20 protein-coding genes and 1 pseudogene are annotated in these 19,365 nt (G+C 67.0%); 7 read left to right on the forward strand and 14 right to left on the reverse strand.

Annotation, left to right across the window (positions count from 1 at the left end):
* Positions 1-938 (reverse strand): aspartate kinase (locus tag K5Q19_RS20700; protein ID WP_292949166.1); only part of this gene is annotated, 938 nt, incomplete at its 3' end.
* 77 nt (positions 939-1,015) lie between these two features.
* Here K5Q19_RS20700 and ubiG point away from each other — a divergent pair.
* Positions 1,016-1,750: a bifunctional 2-polyprenyl-6-hydroxyphenol methylase/3-demethylubiquinol 3-O-methyltransferase UbiG gene (gene ubiG, locus K5Q19_RS20705; protein WP_292949169.1), complete on the forward strand. Its 735-nt coding sequence runs from the start codon at positions 1,016-1,018 to the stop codon at positions 1,748-1,750.
* Positions 1,750-1,935, forward strand: a complete 186-nt coding sequence (locus K5Q19_RS20710; protein WP_292949171.1) for a hypothetical protein — start codon at positions 1,750-1,752, stop codon at positions 1,933-1,935. Before ubiG ends, K5Q19_RS20710 begins: the two co-directional genes overlap by 1 nt.
* 162 nt (positions 1,936-2,097) lie before the next feature.
* Here K5Q19_RS20710 and K5Q19_RS20715 read toward each other — a convergent pair whose 3' ends face one another.
* From K5Q19_RS20715 to K5Q19_RS20725, 3 genes are all read right to left on the reverse strand, one after another.
* Positions 2,098-2,505, reverse strand: coding sequence for a thioesterase family protein (locus K5Q19_RS20715; RefSeq protein WP_292949173.1), 408 nt, complete (start codon positions 2,503-2,505; stop codon positions 2,098-2,100).
* Between the two features lie 65 nt (positions 2,506-2,570).
* Complete coding sequence (locus K5Q19_RS20720) at positions 2,571-2,918, reverse strand: arsenate reductase (RefSeq protein WP_292949175.1); 348 nt, start codon at positions 2,916-2,918, stop codon at positions 2,571-2,573.
* The gene (locus K5Q19_RS20725) at positions 2,915-3,226 is read right to left on the reverse strand and encodes an antibiotic biosynthesis monooxygenase (protein WP_292949207.1); all 312 of its coding nucleotides are present in this window, start codon (positions 3,224-3,226) and stop codon (positions 2,915-2,917) included. Before K5Q19_RS20725 ends, K5Q19_RS20720 begins: the two co-directional genes overlap by 4 nt.
* Before the next feature lie 161 nt (positions 3,227-3,387).
* On the opposite strand from K5Q19_RS20725, the gene aroC reads away from it, so the two are divergent.
* Both aroC and K5Q19_RS20735 read left to right on the forward strand, forming a co-directional pair.
* Positions 3,388-4,455 carry a chorismate synthase gene (aroC, locus tag K5Q19_RS20730; RefSeq protein ID WP_292949178.1) on the forward strand — a complete coding sequence of 356 codons (1,068 nt, stop codon included), beginning with the start codon at positions 3,388-3,390 and terminating at the stop codon, positions 4,453-4,455.
* A 214-nt stretch (positions 4,456-4,669) separates the two neighbouring features.
* Entirely contained in the window at positions 4,670-5,983 is a 1,314-nt protein-coding gene (locus K5Q19_RS20735; protein ID WP_292949181.1) for a dicarboxylate/amino acid:cation symporter, read from the forward strand.
* 60 nt (positions 5,984-6,043) lie between these two features.
* Here K5Q19_RS20735 and K5Q19_RS20740 read toward each other — a convergent pair whose 3' ends face one another.
* The 3 genes from K5Q19_RS20740 to dapB are packed head-to-tail and all read right to left on the reverse strand — an operon-like array spanning position 6,044 to position 7,907.
* A complete protein-coding gene (locus tag K5Q19_RS20740) occupies positions 6,044-6,490 on the reverse strand; it encodes a hypothetical protein (RefSeq protein WP_292949184.1) in 447 nt (148 codons plus the stop codon).
* Positions 6,487-7,182 (reverse strand): endonuclease III, encoded by a 696-nt coding sequence (gene nth / locus K5Q19_RS20745; protein ID WP_292949187.1) that lies wholly within the window; start codon positions 7,180-7,182, stop codon positions 6,487-6,489. The genes K5Q19_RS20740 and nth overlap by 4 nt, the downstream gene beginning before the upstream one ends.
* Positions 7,179-7,907, reverse strand: coding sequence for a 4-hydroxy-tetrahydrodipicolinate reductase (gene dapB / locus K5Q19_RS20750; RefSeq protein WP_292949189.1), 729 nt, complete (start codon positions 7,905-7,907; stop codon positions 7,179-7,181). Before dapB ends, nth begins: the two co-directional genes overlap by 4 nt.
* Positions 7,908-7,942: 35 nt before the next feature.
* Between dapB and K5Q19_RS20755 the strand changes: the two genes are divergently transcribed.
* A complete protein-coding gene (locus tag K5Q19_RS20755) occupies positions 7,943-8,659 on the forward strand; it encodes an NAD-dependent deacylase (protein ID WP_292949209.1) in 717 nt (238 codons plus the stop codon).
* Positions 8,660-8,774: 115 nt separating this feature from the next.
* Here K5Q19_RS20755 and K5Q19_RS20760 read toward each other — a convergent pair whose 3' ends face one another.
* The 7 genes from K5Q19_RS20760 to K5Q19_RS20790 form a co-directional block, all read right to left on the reverse strand.
* Entirely contained in the window at positions 8,775-9,542 is a 768-nt protein-coding gene (locus K5Q19_RS20760; protein ID WP_292949191.1) for a HesA/MoeB/ThiF family protein, read from the reverse strand.
* A 202-nt stretch (positions 9,543-9,744) separates the two neighbouring features.
* Entirely contained in the window at positions 9,745-11,148 is a 1,404-nt protein-coding gene (dnaA, locus tag K5Q19_RS20765; RefSeq protein ID WP_292949211.1) for a chromosomal replication initiator protein DnaA, read from the reverse strand.
* 556 nt (positions 11,149-11,704) lie between these two features.
* The gene (gene rpsT / locus K5Q19_RS20770; RefSeq protein WP_054123826.1) at positions 11,705-11,965 is read right to left on the reverse strand and encodes a 30S ribosomal protein S20; all 261 of its coding nucleotides are present in this window, start codon (positions 11,963-11,965) and stop codon (positions 11,705-11,707) included.
* A 146-nt stretch (positions 11,966-12,111) separates the two neighbouring features.
* The gene (locus K5Q19_RS20775) at positions 12,112-13,530 is read right to left on the reverse strand and encodes a cytochrome P450 (RefSeq protein WP_292949195.1); all 1,419 of its coding nucleotides are present in this window, start codon (positions 13,528-13,530) and stop codon (positions 12,112-12,114) included.
* Between the two features lie 65 nt (positions 13,531-13,595).
* Entirely contained in the window at positions 13,596-14,609 is a 1,014-nt protein-coding gene (hemH, locus tag K5Q19_RS20780; RefSeq protein WP_292949198.1) for a ferrochelatase, read from the reverse strand.
* Between the two features lie 8 nt (positions 14,610-14,617).
* Positions 14,618-16,906: a molybdopterin cofactor-binding domain-containing protein gene (locus K5Q19_RS20785; RefSeq protein WP_292949201.1), complete on the reverse strand. Its 2,289-nt coding sequence runs from the start codon at positions 16,904-16,906 to the stop codon at positions 14,618-14,620.
* Complete coding sequence (locus K5Q19_RS20790; RefSeq protein WP_292949213.1) at positions 16,903-17,832, reverse strand: Mrp/NBP35 family ATP-binding protein; 930 nt, start codon at positions 17,830-17,832, stop codon at positions 16,903-16,905. Before K5Q19_RS20790 ends, K5Q19_RS20785 begins: the two co-directional genes overlap by 4 nt.
* Before the next feature lie 171 nt (positions 17,833-18,003).
* Between K5Q19_RS20790 and hflK the strand changes: the two genes are divergently transcribed.
* Both hflK and K5Q19_RS20800 read left to right on the forward strand, forming a co-directional pair.
* Entirely contained in the window at positions 18,004-19,155 is a 1,152-nt protein-coding gene (hflK, locus tag K5Q19_RS20795; RefSeq protein ID WP_292949204.1) for an FtsH protease activity modulator HflK, read from the forward strand.
* A 1-nt stretch (position 19,156) separates the two neighbouring features.
* Positions 19,157-19,365, forward strand: a pseudogene (locus K5Q19_RS20800) (protease modulator HflC); the annotation flags it as partial.

Genomic DNA, 19,365 nt, shown 5'->3' on the forward strand with positions numbered 1-19,365 from the left:
TTGTCCTTGGCGATGTTCTGGATGATCATGTCGACGTTGATGTTCGCCTCGGCGAGCGGGCCGAAGATCGCCGCCACCGCGCCGGGGCGATCCGCCACGCGGGTCAGCGTCACCTTGGCCTCGTTCTTGTCGGCGGCAATGCCGGTGATCAGCTGGCGTTCCATGTCGGTTCCTTCCAGTTCTTCGTCGCTGACGATCATCGTGCCGGGGATGCTGTCGGCCGGCGGGGCGCTTTCATCGATGAACGAGGACAGCACCTGCACGCGCACGCCTTCCTTCATCGCGAGGCTGACCGAGCGCGTCTGCAGCACTTTCGAGCCGACCGAAGCGAGCTCGAGCATTTCCTCGTAGGTCACGTATTTGAGCTTGCGGGCCTTCGCCACGATGCGCGGGTCGGTGGTGTAGACGCCGTCGACGTCGGTGTAGATGTCGCAGCGATCCGCCGAGACCGCCGCCGCCACCGCAACCGCCGAAGTATCCGAACCGCCGCGGCCCAGCGTCGTTACCCGGCCATCATGATCGAGGCCCTGAAAGCCCGGGATCACCGCAATCTCGCCCGCCGCCATCGAAGCCAGCAGCGCCTGCGAATCGATATCCTCGATCCGCGCGGCGGCATGGGCATCGTCGGTGCGCACCGGCAGCTGCCAGCCGAGCCACGAGCGCGCCTTGCAGCCCAGCGCCTGCAGGTGGAGCGCGAGCAGACCCGAGGTGACCTGCTCGCCCGCCGCCACGACAACGTCATACTCGGCGCGGTCATAAAGCGCGTTGGCCTCGCGGCAGAAGTTCACCAGCCGGTCGGTCTCGCCCGCCATGGCCGAAACGACGACGGCGACTTCGTGCCCCGCTTCCTGCTGGCGCTTGACGATGCCGGCCACGCGGCGGATGCGCTCGGTCCCGGCCATCGAAGTGCCGCCGAATTTCATCACGATCCGGGCCACGTCATCTCCCCCGCAGCTTGCTGAACATTCCCACACGGCCCCTCGACCGTATGGACGCGGCGCTTTAGAGTCGCTCCATGAGCAATGCAACCACCGCCGCAACCATAAGGCCCGAAGAAGCCGCCCATTTCGGCAAGCTGGCCGCCGAATGGTGGGATCCCAAGGGCAGCTCGGCCATGCTGCACAAGCTGAACCCGGTGCGGCTGGCCTTCCTGCGCGAGGCGATCGATTCGCATTTCGATGCCGATCCCAAAACGCTGCGCCCGCTGGCGGGCAAACGCGCGCTCGATGTCGGCTGCGGCGCCGGACTGCTCGCCGAACCCCTCGCGCGGATGGGCGCCGCCGTCACGGCGGTCGATGCGGCGGAAGAAAACATCGCCGCCGCACAGGCCCACGCGGCAGGCAGCGGCCTCGCCATTGACTACCGCCACGGCGAACTCGCGGCGCTCGGCCTCGGCCCATTCGATCTCGTCACCTCGATGGAAGTGATCGAACATGTGGCAGACAAGGCCGCCTTTATCGCCGGTCTGGTGGCAACCGTCGCCGCAGACGGCCTGCTCGTCCTCTCCACCCCTAACCGCACCGCCGCCTCGCGCCTGCTGCTCGTCGGCGCGGCGGAAACCGTGGGCATGGTGCCCAAGGGCACGCACCACTGGGAGGACTTCATCACCCCGCTCGAACTCAGCGACCTCCTCGCCGAAGCCGGGTTTGCGATGGGCAATCCGAAGGGCATTTCATGGAGCCCGCTGAAGGGCCTCCACCTCTCGGACGATCTTTCGCTCAACTACATCGTGACGGCGGTACGCACCTGATGGCCACCGGCAAAGTCTTCGAACGGCACAAGCAGGCCTGGACCACCGACGAAGTGCAGAAGCTGCACATGCTGGCGAAGAAGGGCATGGCGCTGAAAGCCCTCGCCAAGGCGCTGACCCGCAGCGAGGAATCCATCAAGGTCCGCGCCAAGGCGGACGGTTTGGAAATCGCGAAACTGCGCTGAGTCTTTCACAACCACCGTTCGTGTCGAGCGAAGTCGAGACACTAGGCACAACTCGCCCTCACCTTTCGTCATCCCCGCGAAGGCGGGGATCCAGGGCACCAAAGCGCTACCCCGCCCTGGATTCCCGCCTTCGCGGGAATGACGAATGTTGGACGGCCCGGCTCACCCCGCCGAAGCAGGCAAAAACTTCTCCACCAGATCACGCGCCAGCCGTGCCGGGCGCAAGGTGGCCGCATCAAGGCAGCACCAGCTCGATTTCACTTCGGCCAGCACCTCTTCACCGCGCTTGATGATCGTCTCGTAAAACGCCCGCGCGCCCTGCACGCGTTCGAGGATCACGTGCGCGATCACCGGATCGTTGAGGAAGGTCGGCCGCCGGTAGGTGATGTTGTGATTGGTCGCGACCCACACATGGTCGGCAATCGCCTGCGCCGGGGCAAAGGCGCGCCAGTGACCAACGACGGCATCCTGCACCCACTTGAGGTAAGACGCGTTGTTGACGTGCCCCATGAAGTCGATGTCAGCAGGATCGACGGTGATCGCATAAGCGAAAGGCGCGGCGGTATTCACACCAATGTAGATAACACGCCCCGCCCCGGCTGAACAGGGCGGGCCGCATATCTTTTCATGTCAGTTCAACCCAGAATGGAACTCCATTCCGCTTTCTTGAACCCCACCAGCAGCCCGCCCGGATGCTCCACGATCGGCCGTTTGATCACCGAGGTATTCGCCGCCAGCACCGCCGGAGCCCCTTCGCCGCCCAGCGCCGCCTGATCCGCTTCGGAGAGTTTGCGGAAGGTCGTCCCCGCCCGGTTGACCACCTTGTCGCGGCCTGCCGCCGCGATCCACCCGGCAATGCGCTCCGGGTCTGCGCCCTGCTTCTTGTAGTCGTGGAAGGTGTAGACAATGCCCTTCCCGTCCAGCCACGCGCGTGCTTTCTTCACGGTGTCGCAGTTGGGGATGCCGTAGAGCGTGATCGTCATGCCTTGGTCCTCGAAAAACGGTGCAGGCGCGTCGGCGTCCCCGCAAACAGCGTGTAGTCCTCGTAGTATTCCTCGCGGCCCTTGGCCTGCATCTCGGCATGCTCCGCCACCCGCCGCCAGGCCAAGGCAGCCGCCTCGTCCACCCATTCGCTGATGGCCACCACTTCGCCGTCCTCGGCAGTGTAGCTCTTGAACGAGAGGTAGCCGGGCTGCTCCTTGGCCAGACGCCACATGGCATCGGCATCGGCATGATAGGCCGCCGCATCGATATCGGCGCGCTTGCGGTTGCGGAAGACGACGAGGAACATGGGGCGGGCTTTAGCGCGGGTTTCCACCACCCCCAACCCCCTCCTCTAAAGAGGATGGGGCTATTTGGCACTTCTCCCCCTCCTCTTCAGAGGAGGGGGCCGGGGGGTGGTGCAGGCGGCAGAATGGACATTTCCGCCCACTTGCGACAAAGCGGCCAACCATGAGCTTCAACACCTTCGGCCACATGTTCCGCTTCACCACCTGGGGAGAAAGCCACGGACCCGCCCTCGGCGCGGTCGTCGACGGCTGCCCGCCGGGCCTCGCGCTGGACGAGAGCCTGATCCAGCCCTTCCTCGATGCCCGCCGCCCCGGCCAGTCGCGCTTCACCACGCAGCGGCAGGAGCCCGATCAGGTCAAGATCCTCTCCGGCGTGTTCGAGGGCAAGACGACCGGCACCCCGATCAGCCTGATGATCGAGAACGTCGACCAGCGCTCGAAGGACTATGGCGATGTCGCCAAGGCCTATCGTCCCGGCCACGCCGACTATGCCTACGACGCCAAGTACGGCTTTCGCGACTATCGCGGCGGCGGGCGTTCCTCCGCGCGTGAAACCGCAGCCCGCGTTGCGGCAGGCGCCGTCGCGCGGCTCGTCATTCCTGAAGTCACCGTCCTCGGCTGGGTCAGCGCGATCGGCGGCGATGCGATCGATCCCGCAAACTTCGATCCTGCCGAAATCACCCGCAACCCCTTCTTCTGCCCGGACGCCAAGGCCGCCGCGCGCTGGGAAGCCCTCGTCGACAATGCCCGCAAGGCCGGTTCCTCATTGGGCGCCGTGGTCGAATGCACCGCCACCGGCGTCCCCGCCGGCTGGGGCGCGCCGCTCTATGCCAAGCTGGATGCCGAACTCGCACACGCGATGATGGGCATCAACGCGGTCAAGGGCGTCGAGATCGGCGATGGTTTTGCCGCCGCCGCCAACACCGGCGAAGGCAATGCCGATCCGATGCGGCCGGGCTCCGAAGCCCCTGAATTCCTCGCCAACCACGCAGGCGGCATCGCGGGCGGCATTTCCACCGGCCAGCCGGTCCACGTCCGCGTCGCCTTCAAGCCGACGTCCTCGATCCTCACCCCCGTCCCCACGATCACGCGGGAGGGCGAGGCGACCGAGCTCTTCACCAAGGGCCGCCACGACCCCTGCGTCGGCATCCGAGGTGCGCCGGTGGTAGAGGCGATGATGGCGCTGGTGCTGGCCGACCAGAAGCTGATGCACCGCGCGCAGTGCGGCTGAGCAACGTTACCCCCGCCCCGCTCCCTTACCCGTTCGTCATTCCCGCCACCTCCATTTCGTCATCCCCGCGAAGGCGGGGATCCAGAGCGGCCACGCGCCACCTAGCCCTGGATTCCCGCCTTCGCGGGAATGACGATGCTTTTGGATCGGCCCCCGCCTTGCCTAAACCTCCCGCCCCGCTAGTCTCGCGCAAAACCAACGGGAGCCACACACCTTGGGCAAACGCCTGACCCTTTACATCGTGATCGCGATGATCGCCGGCATTGCCACCGGCTACACGCTCAACGTGTCCTATCCCGCCGGCAACAAGCAACTGGCCGACATCGCGGACTTGCTCAAGCTGCTCCCCGAGGTGTTCCTCCACCTCATCAAGATGATCATCGCGCCGCTGATCCTCGCAACTCTCGTCACCGGCATTGCAAGCATGGGCGACAGTTCGGCATTGGGCCGCATCGGCGGGCGGGCGCTTGCGTGGTTCATCACCGCCAGCCTCATCTCGATCAGTCTGGGGCTCGTGCTCGTCAATCTGTTCCAGCCGGGCGTCGGCCTCAACATCACCTCCGCCACCCCGGTCGGCGATCTCGCTACCGCAGACTTCACCATCCGCCACTTCGTGCTCGAAGTCTTCCCGACCAGCGCGCTCGATGCGATGGCCAAGAACAACGTCCTGCAGGTCCTCGTGTTCTCGGTCTTTGCCGGGGTCGGGCTTTCGGCGATGGGCGAAGAGGGCGCACCGCTCGTGAGGGGCGCCGAAGCGCTTGCCACGCTGATGCTCACGATCACCGATTATGTGATGCGCTTTGCCCCCTTCGCGGTGTTCGGCGCGCTCTCCTCGGTGATCGCGACGCGCGGCGTCGGCATCATCCTGACTTACGGCGTGTTTGCCGGCGAGTTCTACATCGCGCTGATGCTGCTCTGGGTGATCCTGATGAGCTTTGCCGCGATCTTCCTCGGCGGCAAGCGGGTGATCATGCTGGCGCGCTACATCCGCGAGCCGCTGCTGCTGGCCTTCTCCACCGCCAGTTCGGAAAGCGCGCTGCCCAAGCTGTTCGAGCAGCTCGACCGCTTCGGTGTGCCGCGCCGCATTTCGGGCTTCGTGCTGCCATTGGGCTACAGCTTCAATCTCGATGGCTCGATGATCTACACCAGCTTCGCCACGCTGTTCATCGCGCAGGCCTACAATGTCGAGCTTTCGGCCGGCCAGCAGATCGCGATGCTGCTCACGCTGATGGTCACGTCGAAGGGCATCGCCGGGGTGCCGCGCGCCAGCCTTGTGGTCATCGCGGCAACGCTCACCCAGTTCGGCCTGCCGGTGGAAGGCGTCGCGCTGCTGCTCGGCGTCGATACCTTCCTCGACATGGGCCGCGCCGCGACCAACGTCGTCGGCAATGCCGTGGCCACCTCGGTCATCACCAAATGGGAAGGCATGCTCCAGCTGCCGATGGACCCCGATGCGCCCGAAGCCTTGCCCCCGCACGATACGCCCGAACACGGCCGCCGGGGTCTGCATCTCGATCCGGAAGCTTAGAGCCCGCCACTTCAGCCCCGCCCTTCGTCACCCGCGAGCGCAGCGCCAAGATCGAGGCAGCTACTTCTTCGCTTCCTTCTCCAGCTTCACCGGCTGGAACATCCCCAGCCCGCAGGAACCCAGCGGGCCGGTCGGGCCGCCGCCGTTGCGGAACACCGTGATGATATCGACGTTGCACAGCTGCGAGAGCGCGGTCGAATAGGAGAACGACCGCTCGAAGCCGAGGTTGCTGCAGCGGTACGGCAGGCTGCTGCGATACCAGTTGTTGCTGGTGGTGCGGAAGTCGATGGTCCAGTCGTCGCGCACCCGGCTTTCTCTGATCGTGGTGATCGGGATGCAGCTCACCGGCGCGCCGGTCGGTGTCGCGGCAGGAACATCGGCGGCATGGCCATTGGCGGCCCACTGTGATCGGGCCTGCGGCGCGCAGGCACCCAGCGAAAGAGCGGCAGCAATGGTCAGGGTCAGGAAGGCGGCGGTCTGCAGGGTCGTGGGCCTCAAAGCACTCATGGCTTCTTCTCCTTGGCTTTCCGCGCTCTCCCCTTCTGAGTCGCGGGTTTCGCCCCCTTCTCGTGAATCTTGTCCTTATACCCGCAAAGGTCAACCACTTCGCAGCGCCAGCACTCCGGGCTGCGCGCCTTGCACACGTAGCGCCCATGCAGGATCATCCAGTGGTGCGAGCCGACGCGGAACGGCTGCGGGACTTTCTTCTCAAGCCCCTTCTCCACCGCCAGCGGCGTCTTGCCCCTGGCGATCCCGGTGCGGTTGCTGACCCGGAAGATATGCGTATCGACGGCAAAGGTCTCCGCCCCGAACGCGCAGTTGAGCACGACATTGGCGGTCTTGCGCCCGACACCGGGCAGCGCGGTCAGCAAGTCGCGGTCCGCCGGCACGTCCCCGCCATGCTCGCGCACAAGGATTTCGGCCATGGCGATCACGTTCTTCGCCTTGCTGTTGAACAGGCCGATCGTCTTGATGTGCTCCTTCAGGCCCTCTTCGCCCAGCTCGAGCATCTGCGCCGGCGTCTTCACTTTGGCGAACAGCGCCCGCGTCGCCTTGTTGACGCCGACGTCGGTCGCCTGCGCCGAAAGCGTCACCGCCACCAGCAGCTGGTAGACATTGCCATATTCAAGCTCGGTCTCGGGCGATGGATTGGCTTCGGCCAGCCGCCGGAAGAACTCGAAGATCTGGTCCTTCTTCAAAGCCCCAGCACCTCAGGCATCGTGTAGCGCCCCGGCTCCTTGCCCAGCAGCCACAGCGCCGCCCGCACCGCACCACGCGCGAAGATCGCGCGGTTCTCGGCGAGGTGCGACAGCGCGATGCGTTCGTTGTCGGCCAGAAAATGCACCGTGTGATCGCCCGCCACGGTGCCGCCCCGCAGCGCCGCAAAGCCGATGGTGCCTTGCTTGCGCGCGCCGGTCACCCCGTCACGCCCGCTGACGGATTCCTCGGCCAGCCGCACGCCGCGGCCCGCCGCCGCCGCCTCGCCCAGCAGCAGCGCCGTTCCCGAAGGCGCATCGACCTTCATCCGGTGATGCGTCTCGACGATCTCGATATCCCAGTCCTCGCCCAGCCGGCTTGCCGCCTCGCGCACCAGGTGCGCCAGCAAGGTCACGCCCAGCGAGGTATTGCCCGTCTGCAGCACCGGCACCGAGACCGCCGCCGCATCGACCAGCCAATGGTGCCGCTCGGCAAGCCCCGTCGTGCCAACCACGATGGGAATGCCCGCATGGATCGCCGCATCGAGATTGAACTCCAGCGCCGCGGGTGCCGAGAAATCGACCAGCACGTCGGACGCCTGCGCCAGCGCAATCGGATCACCGCCTTGATCGATCCCGCCCGAGACTTCGTGCCCCGCCGCCGTGATCGCTTCGGCCAGCGCTTGCCCCATGCGCCCGGCGCTGCCGATAATGCCCACTCTAGTCATTGATCACCTCGTCCTAGGCGTGCTTCATGGCCGCGATGCAGACATACCGCAACATCGTCATCCTGACAGGGGCCGGGGTCTCCGCCGAAAGCGGGATCGATACCTTCCGCAGCGCCGGGGGCCTGTGGGAACAGCACCGCGTCGAGGACGTCGCCACGCCGGAAGGCTTCGCGCGCGATCCCGACCTTGTGCTGCGCTTCTACGACATGCGCCGCGAGGCGATCCAGACCAAGCAGCCAAACCCCGCGCATCACGCCTTGGGCCAGCTCGAACGCGAATGGCCGAAGAAAGTGCCCGGCGGCAGCGTCACCCTCGTCACCCAGAATGTCGACGACCTCCACGAACGCGGCGGCTCGCTCGGCGTCATCCACATGCACGGCGAACACCTCACCGTCTGGTGCACCGCCTGCGACACCCGTCACCGCTGGACCGGCCCGCTGCTGGACCGTCCGCCCTGCCCCGCCTGCTCCGCGCCCTATCTGCGCCCCGATGTCGTGTGGTTCGGCGAAGTGCCCTACCGCATGGACGAAATCTTCGCCGCGCTGTCGGAGGCGGACCTGTTTGTCTCGATCGGCACTTCGGGCGCGGTCTACCCCGCCGCCGGCTTCGTGCGCACCGCTCGCGAGATCGGCGCCGCCACGCTCGAACTCAATCTCGAGCGCTCGCAAGGCTCGCAATGGTTCCACGAAACCCGCCTCGGCCCCGCGAGCGAGATCGTGCCAGCATGGGTGGCGGAGCTGCTGGCCTCTTAGGCTCCTCCCTCTGTTGTCGTCGGCCCGTGCTTGACACGGGCCTGGGCTTTTCTTGGCCGCGAGAACCAGCCAAGCCCCGTGTCAAGCACGGGGCGACGGAGAGGCTTGGTATGCGTTAGCCCCCTGACCCGCAGGCCCGGCACTCCGGGTCCTTGGCAATCCGCATCGTGCGCAGCGCGGGCTTCAACCCATCCAGCACATGGACCTGCCCCCACTGCGGATCGCCCAGCGTCGAAACGCCCTCCAGCAGCACCCGCATCGCCGCCATCGCGCCGAATGCGCCGACCATGCCGACCATCGCCCCCAGCACCCCGGTATCGGCGCAGGTATCGCAATCCTCGGCATCGAACGCATCGCCGACAAAGCAGCGATAGCAGGCCTGCCCCTCGCGGTGCCCGGCAAAGTTCGCCACTTGCCCCTGAAACCGCCCCAGCGCCGCACTGGTGAGCGGCACACCCGCCGCCACACAGGCATCCGAAACCGCGAGCCGCGTCGCAAAGTTGTCGCAGCCATCGAGCACCGCATCGGCACCGGCAATCAACGCCGCGGCATTCTCGCGCGTCAGCCGCGTGACATGCGCGGCGCCCACCAGCGCCGGATCGAACGCGGAAAGCCACGCCGCAGCCGCCTCGGCCTTGGGCCTGCCAATGTCGCCCGTCGCGAAGATCGTCTGTCGCTGCAGGTTCGAGGCATCGACCACATCGTCATCGATCAGCGTCAGCCGCCCGATCCCCGCGCCCGCCAGATACTGCAGCGCCGGGCTGCCAATGCCACCAAGCCCGACCAGCACCACGTGGCTGGCCACAAGTTTCGCCTGCCCGGCACCGCCCACTTCGGGGAGGACGATATGGCGGGCGAAGCGGTCCAGGCGGTCGGGAGTCATGGGTTTGCAGTTAGGGAGGAAGGAAGAGAAATGCGAGGGCCATCGCCCTCGCGCTCCCGGTCATTGGTGCATGAAGGAGCATTCACGCATCCCGGCGAAGCCGGAGGAATGAAGCCGCTTCGCGAAGAGTGCGCAACCGATAGGCATGGCACCGATTCCCGGGAGCGCGAGGGCAATGGCCCTCGCACTTTTCCCTTACTTCTTAATCCTCAAGCTGCCGCAGCAAGGTCCGCACATCGCCGTCCATATCGGCATCGCGCGTGCGCAGTTCCTCGATCAGGCGCACCGCGTGGATCACGGTCGAGTGATCGCGGCCGCCGAACTTGCGGCCGATCTCGGGGTACGAGCGCGGCGTCAGCACCTTGGCGAGGTACATCGCCACCTGGCGGGGCCGGACAACCGCGCGGGCGCGGCGCTTGCTCGCCATTTCGGTGCGGTCGACGCGGTAGAACTGGCAGACCATGCGCTGGATCTCGTCGATCGTGATCCGGCGGCGGTTGGCCGAGAGGATATCGGTGAGCTGCTCTTCGGCCAGCTGCAGCGAGACCGGCTGGCCGGTCAGCTGGGCATAGGCGATCAGCTTGTTGAGCCCGCCGACGAGTTCGCGGACGTTGCGGTTGATCGTGCGCGCAAGGAACTCGATCACGTCCGCCGGCACTTGCGTGCTGGTGAAGCGCGCAAGGCGGTGCTCGAGGATCTTGCGGCGCAGGTCGATGTCGGCCGGCTGGATATCCGCCACGAGGCCCATCGAGAGGCGCGAGAGCAGGCGCTGCTCGACCCCGTCGAGAGCCTGCGGCGCGCGGTCGGCAGCGACGACAAGGCGCTTGCCCGCGCTCATCAGCGCATCGATCGTGTGGAGGAATTCCTCCTGCGTGCTCGCCTTGCCGATGATGAACTGGATATCATCCACGAGCAGCAGGTCGAACCCGCGCAGGCGCGCCTTGAATTCCAGCATCTCGTTCGAGCGCATCGCCTGCACGAACTCGATCATGAAGCGCTCGGCCGAGCAGTAGAAGATGCGCGCGCCCGGACGGGCGGCGGCATAGGCATGGCCAATGGCGTGGAGCAGGTGCGTCTTGCCCTGCCCGGTCGCGCCCTTGAGGTAGAGCGGCGAGAACTGCGGCGTTTCGAGGGCGGCCATGCGCTGCGCGGCGTTGACCGCGAGGACATTGGCCGAGCCCGACACGAATTCCGCGAAAGTCAGCGAGGGGTCGAGCCCGGTCACGGCGGCATCGGCGCTGAGCGGAACCGCCGCCTGACGCTGCACCGACGTGATCGGCCCGGTGTCGTTGGCGGGCATGCCGCCCATGCGCAGCTCGGGCATCGCGCGGCGGCGCGGGTGAACGGTGATGCGCACCTGCCGCACTTCGCTGCGCGCGATCTTCCACGCGAGGGAGAGCCGGTCGGCAAAGCGGTCGGCTACCCAGTTCGCGGAGAACTCGGTCGGCAGGAACAAGTCCAGCGTGCCGGTTTCCTTGCAGAAGGTGCCGACCTGGATCGGCTTGATCCACTGGCTGTGAAGCTGGGGCCCAAGGTCCTTCTTCAGACCCTGGCTGATATCGGCCCAATCTGCGGCGAGATCGAGCGCTTCCTGGTCCTCGATCATCGCGCTGTCCCGTCCTTTTCTGCCCGGTGCGGCGCCAGCCGCCTGGGCCGCGGCGCCCCGTCCGCCGCTGCCAAATTCATCCATCTTCACGCTTCGCTGCCCTCACCCAGAAAGCCTGCTTCAGCACCCCCTGCCGCAGGCAAAAGTCTACCCTCGCCGGGAAAGCACCCCTGCCCCCGGCCATGAAACTTGCGATTGTCGTGACCCCGGATTGGCTGAGCGACCTGCTGAGGCAGGGCCCGCGCCGCATCGGGAGAAGCATGTCTATTGATGATCGGGAGGGATTCGCAAGCACCAAGCCGCAAAAAAACTGAAATAAAGAATCTTGACGCCCTAAACGTGGCGGAAATCAATCAATCTACTGAATTTGTTGGATTTCACGTCAAAGGGCCCGCGAATCGGCAGAAATCTGCGACTTGTGAGTGACAGAGCCGAAGCCACGGATGACGGCTCGACTTGTAACAAGGCCGAAACAAAACGCGGCCGGCGTCAGAGACACCAGCCGCGTTCCGTATTCGTACGTAGCGCCGCCCCCGAGAGGCCGGCAGGAAGCGAATCAGAGCGAAGCGACTCGCTTCGACAGGCGCGACATCTTGCGCGCCACGGTGTTCTTGTGGAGCACACCGCGCGCCACGCCGCGCGCCAGCTCGGGCTGGGCAGCATGCAGGGCTTCGGCCGCAGCCGCCTTGTCACCGCCCGCGATCGCGGCCTCCACCTTCTTCACGAAGGTGCGGATGCGCGAGAGGCGGTTGCCGTTGATCTCGGCACGGTTGGCGTTGCGACGAATGCGCTTACGGGCTTGCGGCGTATTGGCCATGTCTGTCCTGTTTCAAGTGCCGGAACCGCATGATACGCGGGCGGCGAGTAAACCTGTGGGCCCGGCAAAGCCCTGTCAGACTCTCCGGAAAGCGCGGCCCATAGCCACGACATCCCGAATCGTCAACCGGTGAGTGGTGCGCGCACTCAGGTGAGCCTGGTGAATTTCACCTGCAACCCGTCGCGCGGCTTGGGGATCGGCCAGGGCTGCCACGCGGGCGCATAGCCCGGTTCCACCTCGACCCGGTAGCGGGTGAGGATATGGTGCACCAGCAGCTTGGTCTGCATTGTCGCGAAGTGCAGGCCAAGGCACATATGCGCGCCGCCGCCATAGGGGATCCACGCGTACTTGTGCCGCGCCGCCACGGCCTCGGGCGTGAAGCGCATGGGATCGAACTTTTCGGGCTCGGGCCAGAGCGCCGGATCGGCATGGACCGCCGAGGCGCTGACATCGACATCGGTGCCCGCCGGAATGCGGAAACCGCGGAAGGTGAAATCCTTCAGCGCGCGGCGCGGAGTCGAAGGCACCGGCGGCATGATTCGCAGCGCCTCCTTCATCGCCATTTCGGCAAGCTCCATCTTGCCGAGCGCGTCGAACGCCAGTGGCCCGCCATCGCCGCCCGCCGCCGCGCGCGCTTCGGCGCGCAGCTTGTCCTGCCAGTCCTGATTCTTCGCGAGGTGCCAGATCAGCGTGGTGAAGGAACTGGTGATGGTGTCGTGCGCGGCCATCATCAGGAAGATCATGTGATCGACCACCACGTCCTCGGGCAGCAGGTCGCCGTCTCCGTCCTCCCGGCGCGCCAGCGCGAACTGGCTGAACATGTCCTGCCCGGGATTGGCGCGCCGCTCGCGCAGCAGGCCGGTGAAGTACTCCACCATCAGCTTGCGCCCGGCATAGCCCCGGCCCATCGCGGTGAACGGCAGCGGCCGCCGGATCGGCGCGACCGCAGCCTGCACCATGTCGACAAAGGCCTTGTTGAGCCTGTCCGCCTCGGGCCCGAACGGCAGGCCGAGGAAGCTGGTCGCCGCGGTCTGCAGCGTCAGCGCCTTGATCGCGGGATAGAACTTGCGCGGCCCTTCGCCCCAGGCTTCCACGCCGGCGGCGATATCGGCGTTGAGCAGGTCGCAGTAATGCCGCATCGGCTCGGGCTTGAAGGCGATCGAGAGCGCCTTGCGGTCCGCGCGGTGTGCGGCAAAGTCCATCAGCATCAGCCCGCGCGGGAACAGCAGGTTGAGCACCGGGCCCCAGCCCTGTTCGGAGCTGAAGATCTTGTCGCGATCGAACAGCACCAGCTCGTTCGCGTCCGGCCCGATCATCACCACCTGCCGCCGCCCGAAGCCGCGCGTGCGATAGACGTCGCCGTGCCTGGCGCGCATGCGCCGGGCAAATCCGATGGGGTCGGCAAGCAGCATGAAGGTCGTGCCGACAAGCGGCCAGCCATCCTCGCCGGGGATCGAATCGAGTTCGCTTTCGTCCTTCAGGCGGATCCAGTGCGGATTGCCGCGTTCGGACTGCGCATCGTGCGGACGGATGGACCGCGAAGGCGTTGCTGCCAGGGTGGCCATGGTTGAGCTCCTGCTTTTAACCGCGCGGTTAATGACACAGGTGTCAGCAAAGTCAATTCAGGGCTTCAAATCCAGCCGGCCAGTTCCCGGCGCACCAGCGCTTCGAGCATGTCCATGCCCGTCTCGGTGGCGTTGAGGCAGGTGAGTGCGGCGAAATGCGTGCCGCCCGCCGCCTCGAAATCCTCGCGCCCGCGGATGCCGAGTTCCTCGATGGTCTCGAGGCAATCGGACGAGAAGCCCGGCGCGGCGACGACCATGCGGCGAATGCCGTTGGTAGCCTGCACCTTGATCACGTCGTCCGTGGCGGGCTCGAGCCACTTGGCACGGCCGAAGCGCGACTGGAAGCTGGTGGCGAGCTTGAGCGCCGGGTGCGACGCGGCAAAGGCCTCACCCAGCAGGCGCGCGGTCTTCTGGCAGTGGCAGTGATAGGGATCGCCGAGCCGCAAGGTCCGCTCGGGCATGCCGTGGAAGCTCAGCACGAGCAGTTCGGGATCGAAATCAAGCGCGGCGATCTGCGCGGAGAGGTCCTTGTGCAGCGCCCTGATCATCAGCGGATCGTCGAAATAGGGCGGCAAGGTGCGCAGCGCGGGGAGGCGGCGGCGGTCCCTGATCCACGCCGCCACGGCATCAAGCGCGCTGGCGGTCGTCGCGCCGGAATACTGCGGATAGAGCGGTGCGACGAGAATGCGCTCGCAGCCATCGGCCAGCAGCCTGTCGAGTTCCGCCGCCATCGCCGGCTTCTGATAGCGCATCGCGTAACGCACGATCGCGGCGTCCCCCAGCCGCACCTGCAGCGCGCGCGCCTGCGCCGCGGTGTGGAAGGCGAGCGGCGAGCCCTCGTCGGTCCAGACCTGGCTGTAGGCATGGGCGGACTTCCTCGGCCGGGTGCGCAGGACCAATCCGCGCAGGATCGGCTGCCAGAAGATCTGCGGAATTTCCACCACGCGGCGGTCGGACAGGAACTCGGCGAGATAGCGCCGCACGGCGCCTTCATCCGGCGCGTCGGGCGTGCCGAGGTTGACCAGGAGCACCCCGATCTTGCCGGTCAGAATCCGGGGATGGTCGGCAGGTTGGTCCATGGCGCTGATCAGAGGCCTTCAGAAAGCAGGGGGAGACGGCGAAAGCGCAGTCCTGTGGCAGAAAACAGCGCGTTGGCAATGGCAGGCGCGACAGCTGTGGTCGCCAGCTCGCCGGGATCGAACGGTTGCTCGTCCGACTCGGCAAACGCAATATCAACCTTGGGGCAATCGGCAAGCAGCGGCAGGCCCAATTGGGCAAGACGGCCGGCGGTCGGCAGCCCCTTGGCATAGGCTGTGCTGCCGCCGATGGCCTGCGCGAGGGCGAACAGCATCCCGCCCTCGACCTGCTGGCGCGCGATATCGACATTCACAATCCGCCCGATATCGAGCCAGGCCGAGAGCTGATCGACCCGGATCGCGCCTTCCTCCTGCCGCGCCGTGGCGACGACCGCAATGAAGCCGCTGCGCTGCCCCTCCGCCGCGGCGAGGTCCATGCGGTGGCAGGCGATCCCTTGCCCCGAAGCATCCGTCCCGCCGCCCCACATCGCCATGCGCGCGGCGCCGACAAGGCAGGCGGCAAGGCGCGGCTGCCCGGTGAGCATGCCGATGCGGTACGACAGCGGCTCGGCCCCGCCGAAATGCGCGCATTCGTCGATGAAGCTCTCGGTGAAGAACGCGCCGTAGCCGTGGGCGTTGCCGCGATAGCGCCCGGTCGGCAGCGGCAGCGCAACCGGCACGTGATCCACCGCGCGCTCCGGGATCGCATAGAGCGGCATCGCGCCTTCGCAGGCCAGCGGATCGGCGCGGCCCTTGGCCGCCGCCTGCGCGTCCACCGCGTCCATTCCATCGAGCAGCCGCGCGCCCGCCTCGATCGCCGTGGCCGGCAGCGCCATGCGCGTGCGCCATCCCAGCAGCTGCCGCTTGTCCGGCCCGATCGACGCGGAGAGCAGTGCGGAAACCGGCGTGCGCGGGAAGCCCGCCAGCGCTTCTTCCCAGCGGCTCCACACGAGCTGGACCGGGCGCCCCAGTGCCTTGGCGATCTCCACAGCCTCGACCGCGATGCGCGCATCGAGCCGGGCATCGAAGCTGCCGCCTGCATGCATCGCATAGACCACGACATTGCGGCGCGGCACGCCCGCCGCCTGCGCCGCCAGCCGCCGCACCAGTGCGGGCGCCTGGGTCGCGAGCCAAAGTTCCAGCTTGTCGCCGGTCAGCCGCGCGGTGGCCGTCGCGGTTTCCAGCGGGGCATGCAGCGCCGGCTCCACATCATAGCGCGCGGTGAGGCTGGGCTTGGCAAGCAGGGCATCGGGATCGCCTTCCGCCAGAAGCCGCGTGGCCGCCCCGTTGCGCAAGGCGCTATCGATGCGGGCATCAAGCGCGGAGGAATCGGCAATCCGCCCGGCGGCATGAAAGCGCGGCTCCATCGCCAGCACCGCCTTGTGCGCGGCATGCCAGGTCTTCGCTGCCGCCGCGACCCAGCGCTTGGACGAGACCACGCCGACCACGCCCGGGATGCCTTCGGCCGCCTTGCGATCAAAGCTCGACAGCACCGTGTCGCCCTGCGGCCCGTGGACAATCGCGGCATGGACCATGCCCGGCACGCGCACGTCTCCGGCAAAGACGAAGCTGCCATCGACCTTGGCGGGCAGATCGAGCCGGGGATAGCGTGGGCGCGCCCCGTCGGGGAACTGGCCGGGGCGCTCCTTGGGCGGCTCTGCCCGCAGCGCCGGCGGCTCGGGCGGATCATACTCGACCGCCTCGGGGATCAGCGCCGCAAAGCCCAGCCGCTGCTTGCCGTTCACAACGAAATGCCCCGCCGTATCGAGCGTTTCCCAGCCCACGTTCCACTGCGCCGCCGCCGCCTGCATCAGCATGGCGCGCAGCCCCGCCGCCGCCGCGCGCAAGGGCGCCTCGAACGCGGCGAGCGCGGTGCCCTCGGCGGTGATCATCAAGGGCTCGCGCTCGGCATGGGTCCGGGCCAGCCAGTCGTCGGGGGTGTCAGCGAGCGCTGGAAGCCAGCGCGGCTGCCAAAGCGGCGCCCAGCGCGCGGCCAGCACCGGATCGCCATAGATCGGGCTCGGCGGCGCGGGCTCCACGCCAACCCGCTTCCAGTCCGCACCCAGTTCCACCGCAACGATCTGCGCCATCAGCGTGGAAATGCCCTGCCCCATCTCGCAGACCGGCACGGCCACGCTCACCGCGCCATCCTTCGCGAGGCGGATAAAGCTGTCGAACACATGCTCGTCCGGCCCGGCAACCAGCGCGCTGGCATAGCGCCGCGGCGAGAGCGCGAAAGCCACGAGCAGCGCGCCCGCGCCGCCCGCGCCGATCAGCAGCCCGCGCCGCGTGAGCCTCATCCCTTCTGCGCGTCCAGCCAGGCCAGTACGCGCTGCGCGATCCCGGCAAAGATCGCCGCTTCGGGGCTGTCACCCGCCGCCATCGGCTCACCGGCATCGCTCGACTGGCGGATCGCTAGATTCAACGGCACCCGGCCGAGGAAGGGCAGGCCCATCGTCTTCGCCGCCGCCTCCGCCCCGCCCTGGCCGAACGGATCGCTGCTCTCGCCGCAATGCGGGCAGACATAGCCCGCCATGTTCTCGACCATGCCGATCAGCGGCACCTGGCCCTGCTCGAACAGGCGGATCGCCCGCGCCGCATCCATCAGGGCGAGGTCCTGCGGGGTGGAGACGATCACCGCGCCCGCTGGCTTGTGCTTCTGGAGCATGGTGAGCTGCACATCGCCCGTGCCCGGCGGCAGATCGACGACGAGTATTTCCGCATCACCCCAATGCGCATCGATCAGCTGGCCCAGCGCATTGCCCGCCATCGGCCCGCGCCAGGCGATCGCCTGCCCCGGCTGGACGAGATGCCCCATCGAGAGCATCGGCACGCCCCACGGGCTCTGCACCGGATGGATCTTCTGGTTCTCCGCCTCGGGCTTGCGGCCTTCGGTTGCCAGCAGGCGCGGCTGCGAGGGGCCATAGATATCGGCATCGACCAGCCCGACCTTGCGCCCGAGCTTCGCCATCGCCACCGCGAGATTGGCCGAGAGCGTCGATTTGCCAACGCCGCCCTTGCCCGAACCCACCGCGACGATCCGCCGCGTCACGCGCTCGGCGGTCATGCCTACGCGCACGTCTGCAGCGCCGGCCGTACGCGCCGCCTCCTTCACTTTCGCTTCGAGCGCGTCGCGCGCCGCGCGGTCCAGCCCGCTCACTTCCAGGATGATCGAGGCGGTTTCGCCGTCCGCCTTCACCGTCTGCAACCGCGCGCCCGCGGCCATGCGCACCGCCTGTTCGAGTGCTGTCTGATCTAGGCTCAAACCCGTATTCCCATCCCCAAAGGGCCACTGCCCCAACGGACGCCCCCTAGCAGAGGAATTTTGGCAGGGAGACACTGTTTTTAACCGCAAAGCGTACCTATAGTCTTCTCCATGATTTCTTTCGGTGGACGAATGTCGCGGATCGGCCTGGCAATGGTCGGCAAGAAAAGCCCATGGGGCGCAGGCGATGCGGGGAGCGGGGAGCCTTCGGGCGATGCTGTCGGCGATGGCGGCGAGGGCGGCGATGCCGCTCCTGAAGGTCCGCCCCCGCCTCCGCGCGGCAACGGGCCGCGCAATCCGTGGCTGCCGCCCAGCTCGGGCGACGGGCGCCGCGGGCAGACCCTCGAAGACCTGTTCAAGCGCCGCGGCGGCGGCGGTGGCGGCGGCCCCGGCGGATTTGGGGGCGGCTCCGGATTCCGCCTGCCCCAGCGACCGGGCGGCGGTTCATGGGCACCGATTGCGGTCGGGCTTGTCGCGCTCGTCTGGCTCGGTGCCACGATGGTCCACCGCGTCTCCCCGCAGGAGAAGGGCATCGTCACGACGCTGGGCGCCTATAGCCACACGATCGATTCCGGCGTCTCGCTCACCCTGCCCTGGCCGATCCAGGCTGTGACCGTGGAAGACGTCACCTCGATCCGCCGCGATTCCATCCCGGAAGGCGATGGCGAGCGGCTGATGCTGACAGGCGACCAGAACCTCGTCGACCTGACCTATCTCGTGCGCTGGAACATCAAGGACCTCAAGCTCTATACTTTCCAGCTCGCCGAACCCGATGCGACGGTGAAGGAAGTGGCCGAGGCGGCCATGCGCCAGTCGATTGCCGAAGTGTCGCTCAACGATGCGATGGGTTCGGGCCGCGCCTCGATCGAGGCCAATGTGCGCGAGCGGATGCAGCGCATTCTCGATGCCTATCGCTCCGGCGTGAAGATCCAGGGTGTGGAAATCAAGAAGGCCGATCCGCCAGCCAAGGTCGTCGATGCCTTCAAGGATGTGGCCGCCGCGCAGCAGGACGCGCGCAGCGATATCAACCGCGCCGAAGCCTATGCGCAGCAGATCACGCAGCGCGCGCAGGGCGAGGCGACTGCCTTCGACAAAGTCTACGAGCAGTACAAGCTGTCCCCTGAAGTGACCCGGCGGCGCATGTATTACGATACGATGGAGCGCGTGCTGAGCAAGACCGACAAGGTGATCGTCGAAACGCAGGGGGTCATGTCCTACCTGCCGCTGCCCGGGATCAAGCAGACCCCGCCCGTCGATTCCACCGCCAACGGGGAGCGCCGCTGAGATGGAACAGACCCTGATCCGCCTGTGGCAGGAACAGAAGGCCGCGCTCATCGCGGTGGCCGTCGGGCTCGTCGTGCTGCTCAGCTGCGTGACCGTGGTGGGCGAGCAGGAGCAGGCGGTGATCGTCCGGCTGGGCGAGCCCAACCGCGTCGTCAACCGCTTCCGCCCCAATGCCGATTTCGGCCAGACGGGCGCGGGCATCGTGCTGCG

Origin of the sequence: Novosphingobium sp., from assembly GCF_019748365.1 — a bacterium.
GTDB lineage: Bacteria > Pseudomonadota > Alphaproteobacteria > Sphingomonadales > Sphingomonadaceae > Novosphingobium.

Coding starts and splice junctions, on each gene's coding strand:
- ubiG (WP_292949169.1), top strand. CDS start 1,016: ATGAGCAATGCAACCACCGCCGCAACCATAAGGCCCGAAGAAGCCGCC.
- K5Q19_RS20710 (WP_292949171.1), top strand. CDS start 1,750: ATGGCCACCGGCAAAGTCTTCGAACGGCACAAGCAGGCCTGGACCACC.
- K5Q19_RS20720 (WP_292949175.1), bottom strand. CDS start 2,918: ATGACGATCACGCTCTACGGCATCCCCAACTGCGACACCGTGAAGAAA.
- K5Q19_RS20725 (WP_292949207.1), bottom strand. CDS start 3,226: ATGTTCCTCGTCGTCTTCCGCAACCGCAAGCGCGCCGATATCGATGCG.
- aroC (WP_292949178.1), top strand. CDS start 3,388: ATGAGCTTCAACACCTTCGGCCACATGTTCCGCTTCACCACCTGGGGA.
- K5Q19_RS20740 (WP_292949184.1), bottom strand. CDS start 6,490: ATGAGTGCTTTGAGGCCCACGACCCTGCAGACCGCCGCCTTCCTGACC.
- dapB (WP_292949189.1), bottom strand. CDS start 7,907: ATGACTAGAGTGGGCATTATCGGCAGCGCCGGGCGCATGGGGCAAGCG.
- K5Q19_RS20755 (WP_292949209.1), top strand. CDS start 7,943: ATGCAGACATACCGCAACATCGTCATCCTGACAGGGGCCGGGGTCTCC.
- K5Q19_RS20760 (WP_292949191.1), bottom strand. CDS start 9,542: ATGACTCCCGACCGCCTGGACCGCTTCGCCCGCCATATCGTCCTCCCC.
- dnaA (WP_292949211.1), bottom strand. CDS start 11,148: ATGATCGAGGACCAGGAAGCGCTCGATCTCGCCGCAGATTGGGCCGAT.
- rpsT (WP_054123826.1), bottom strand. CDS start 11,965: ATGGCCAATACGCCGCAAGCCCGTAAGCGCATTCGTCGCAACGCCAAC.
- K5Q19_RS20775 (WP_292949195.1), bottom strand. CDS start 13,530: ATGGCCACCCTGGCAGCAACGCCTTCGCGGTCCATCCGTCCGCACGAT.
- hemH (WP_292949198.1), bottom strand. CDS start 14,609: ATGGACCAACCTGCCGACCATCCCCGGATTCTGACCGGCAAGATCGGG.
- K5Q19_RS20785 (WP_292949201.1), bottom strand. CDS start 16,906: ATGAGGCTCACGCGGCGCGGGCTGCTGATCGGCGCGGGCGGCGCGGGC.
- K5Q19_RS20790 (WP_292949213.1), bottom strand. CDS start 17,832: ATGGCCGCGGGCGCGCGGTTGCAGACGGTGAAGGCGGACGGCGAAACC.
- hflK (WP_292949204.1), top strand. CDS start 18,004: ATGTCGCGGATCGGCCTGGCAATGGTCGGCAAGAAAAGCCCATGGGGC.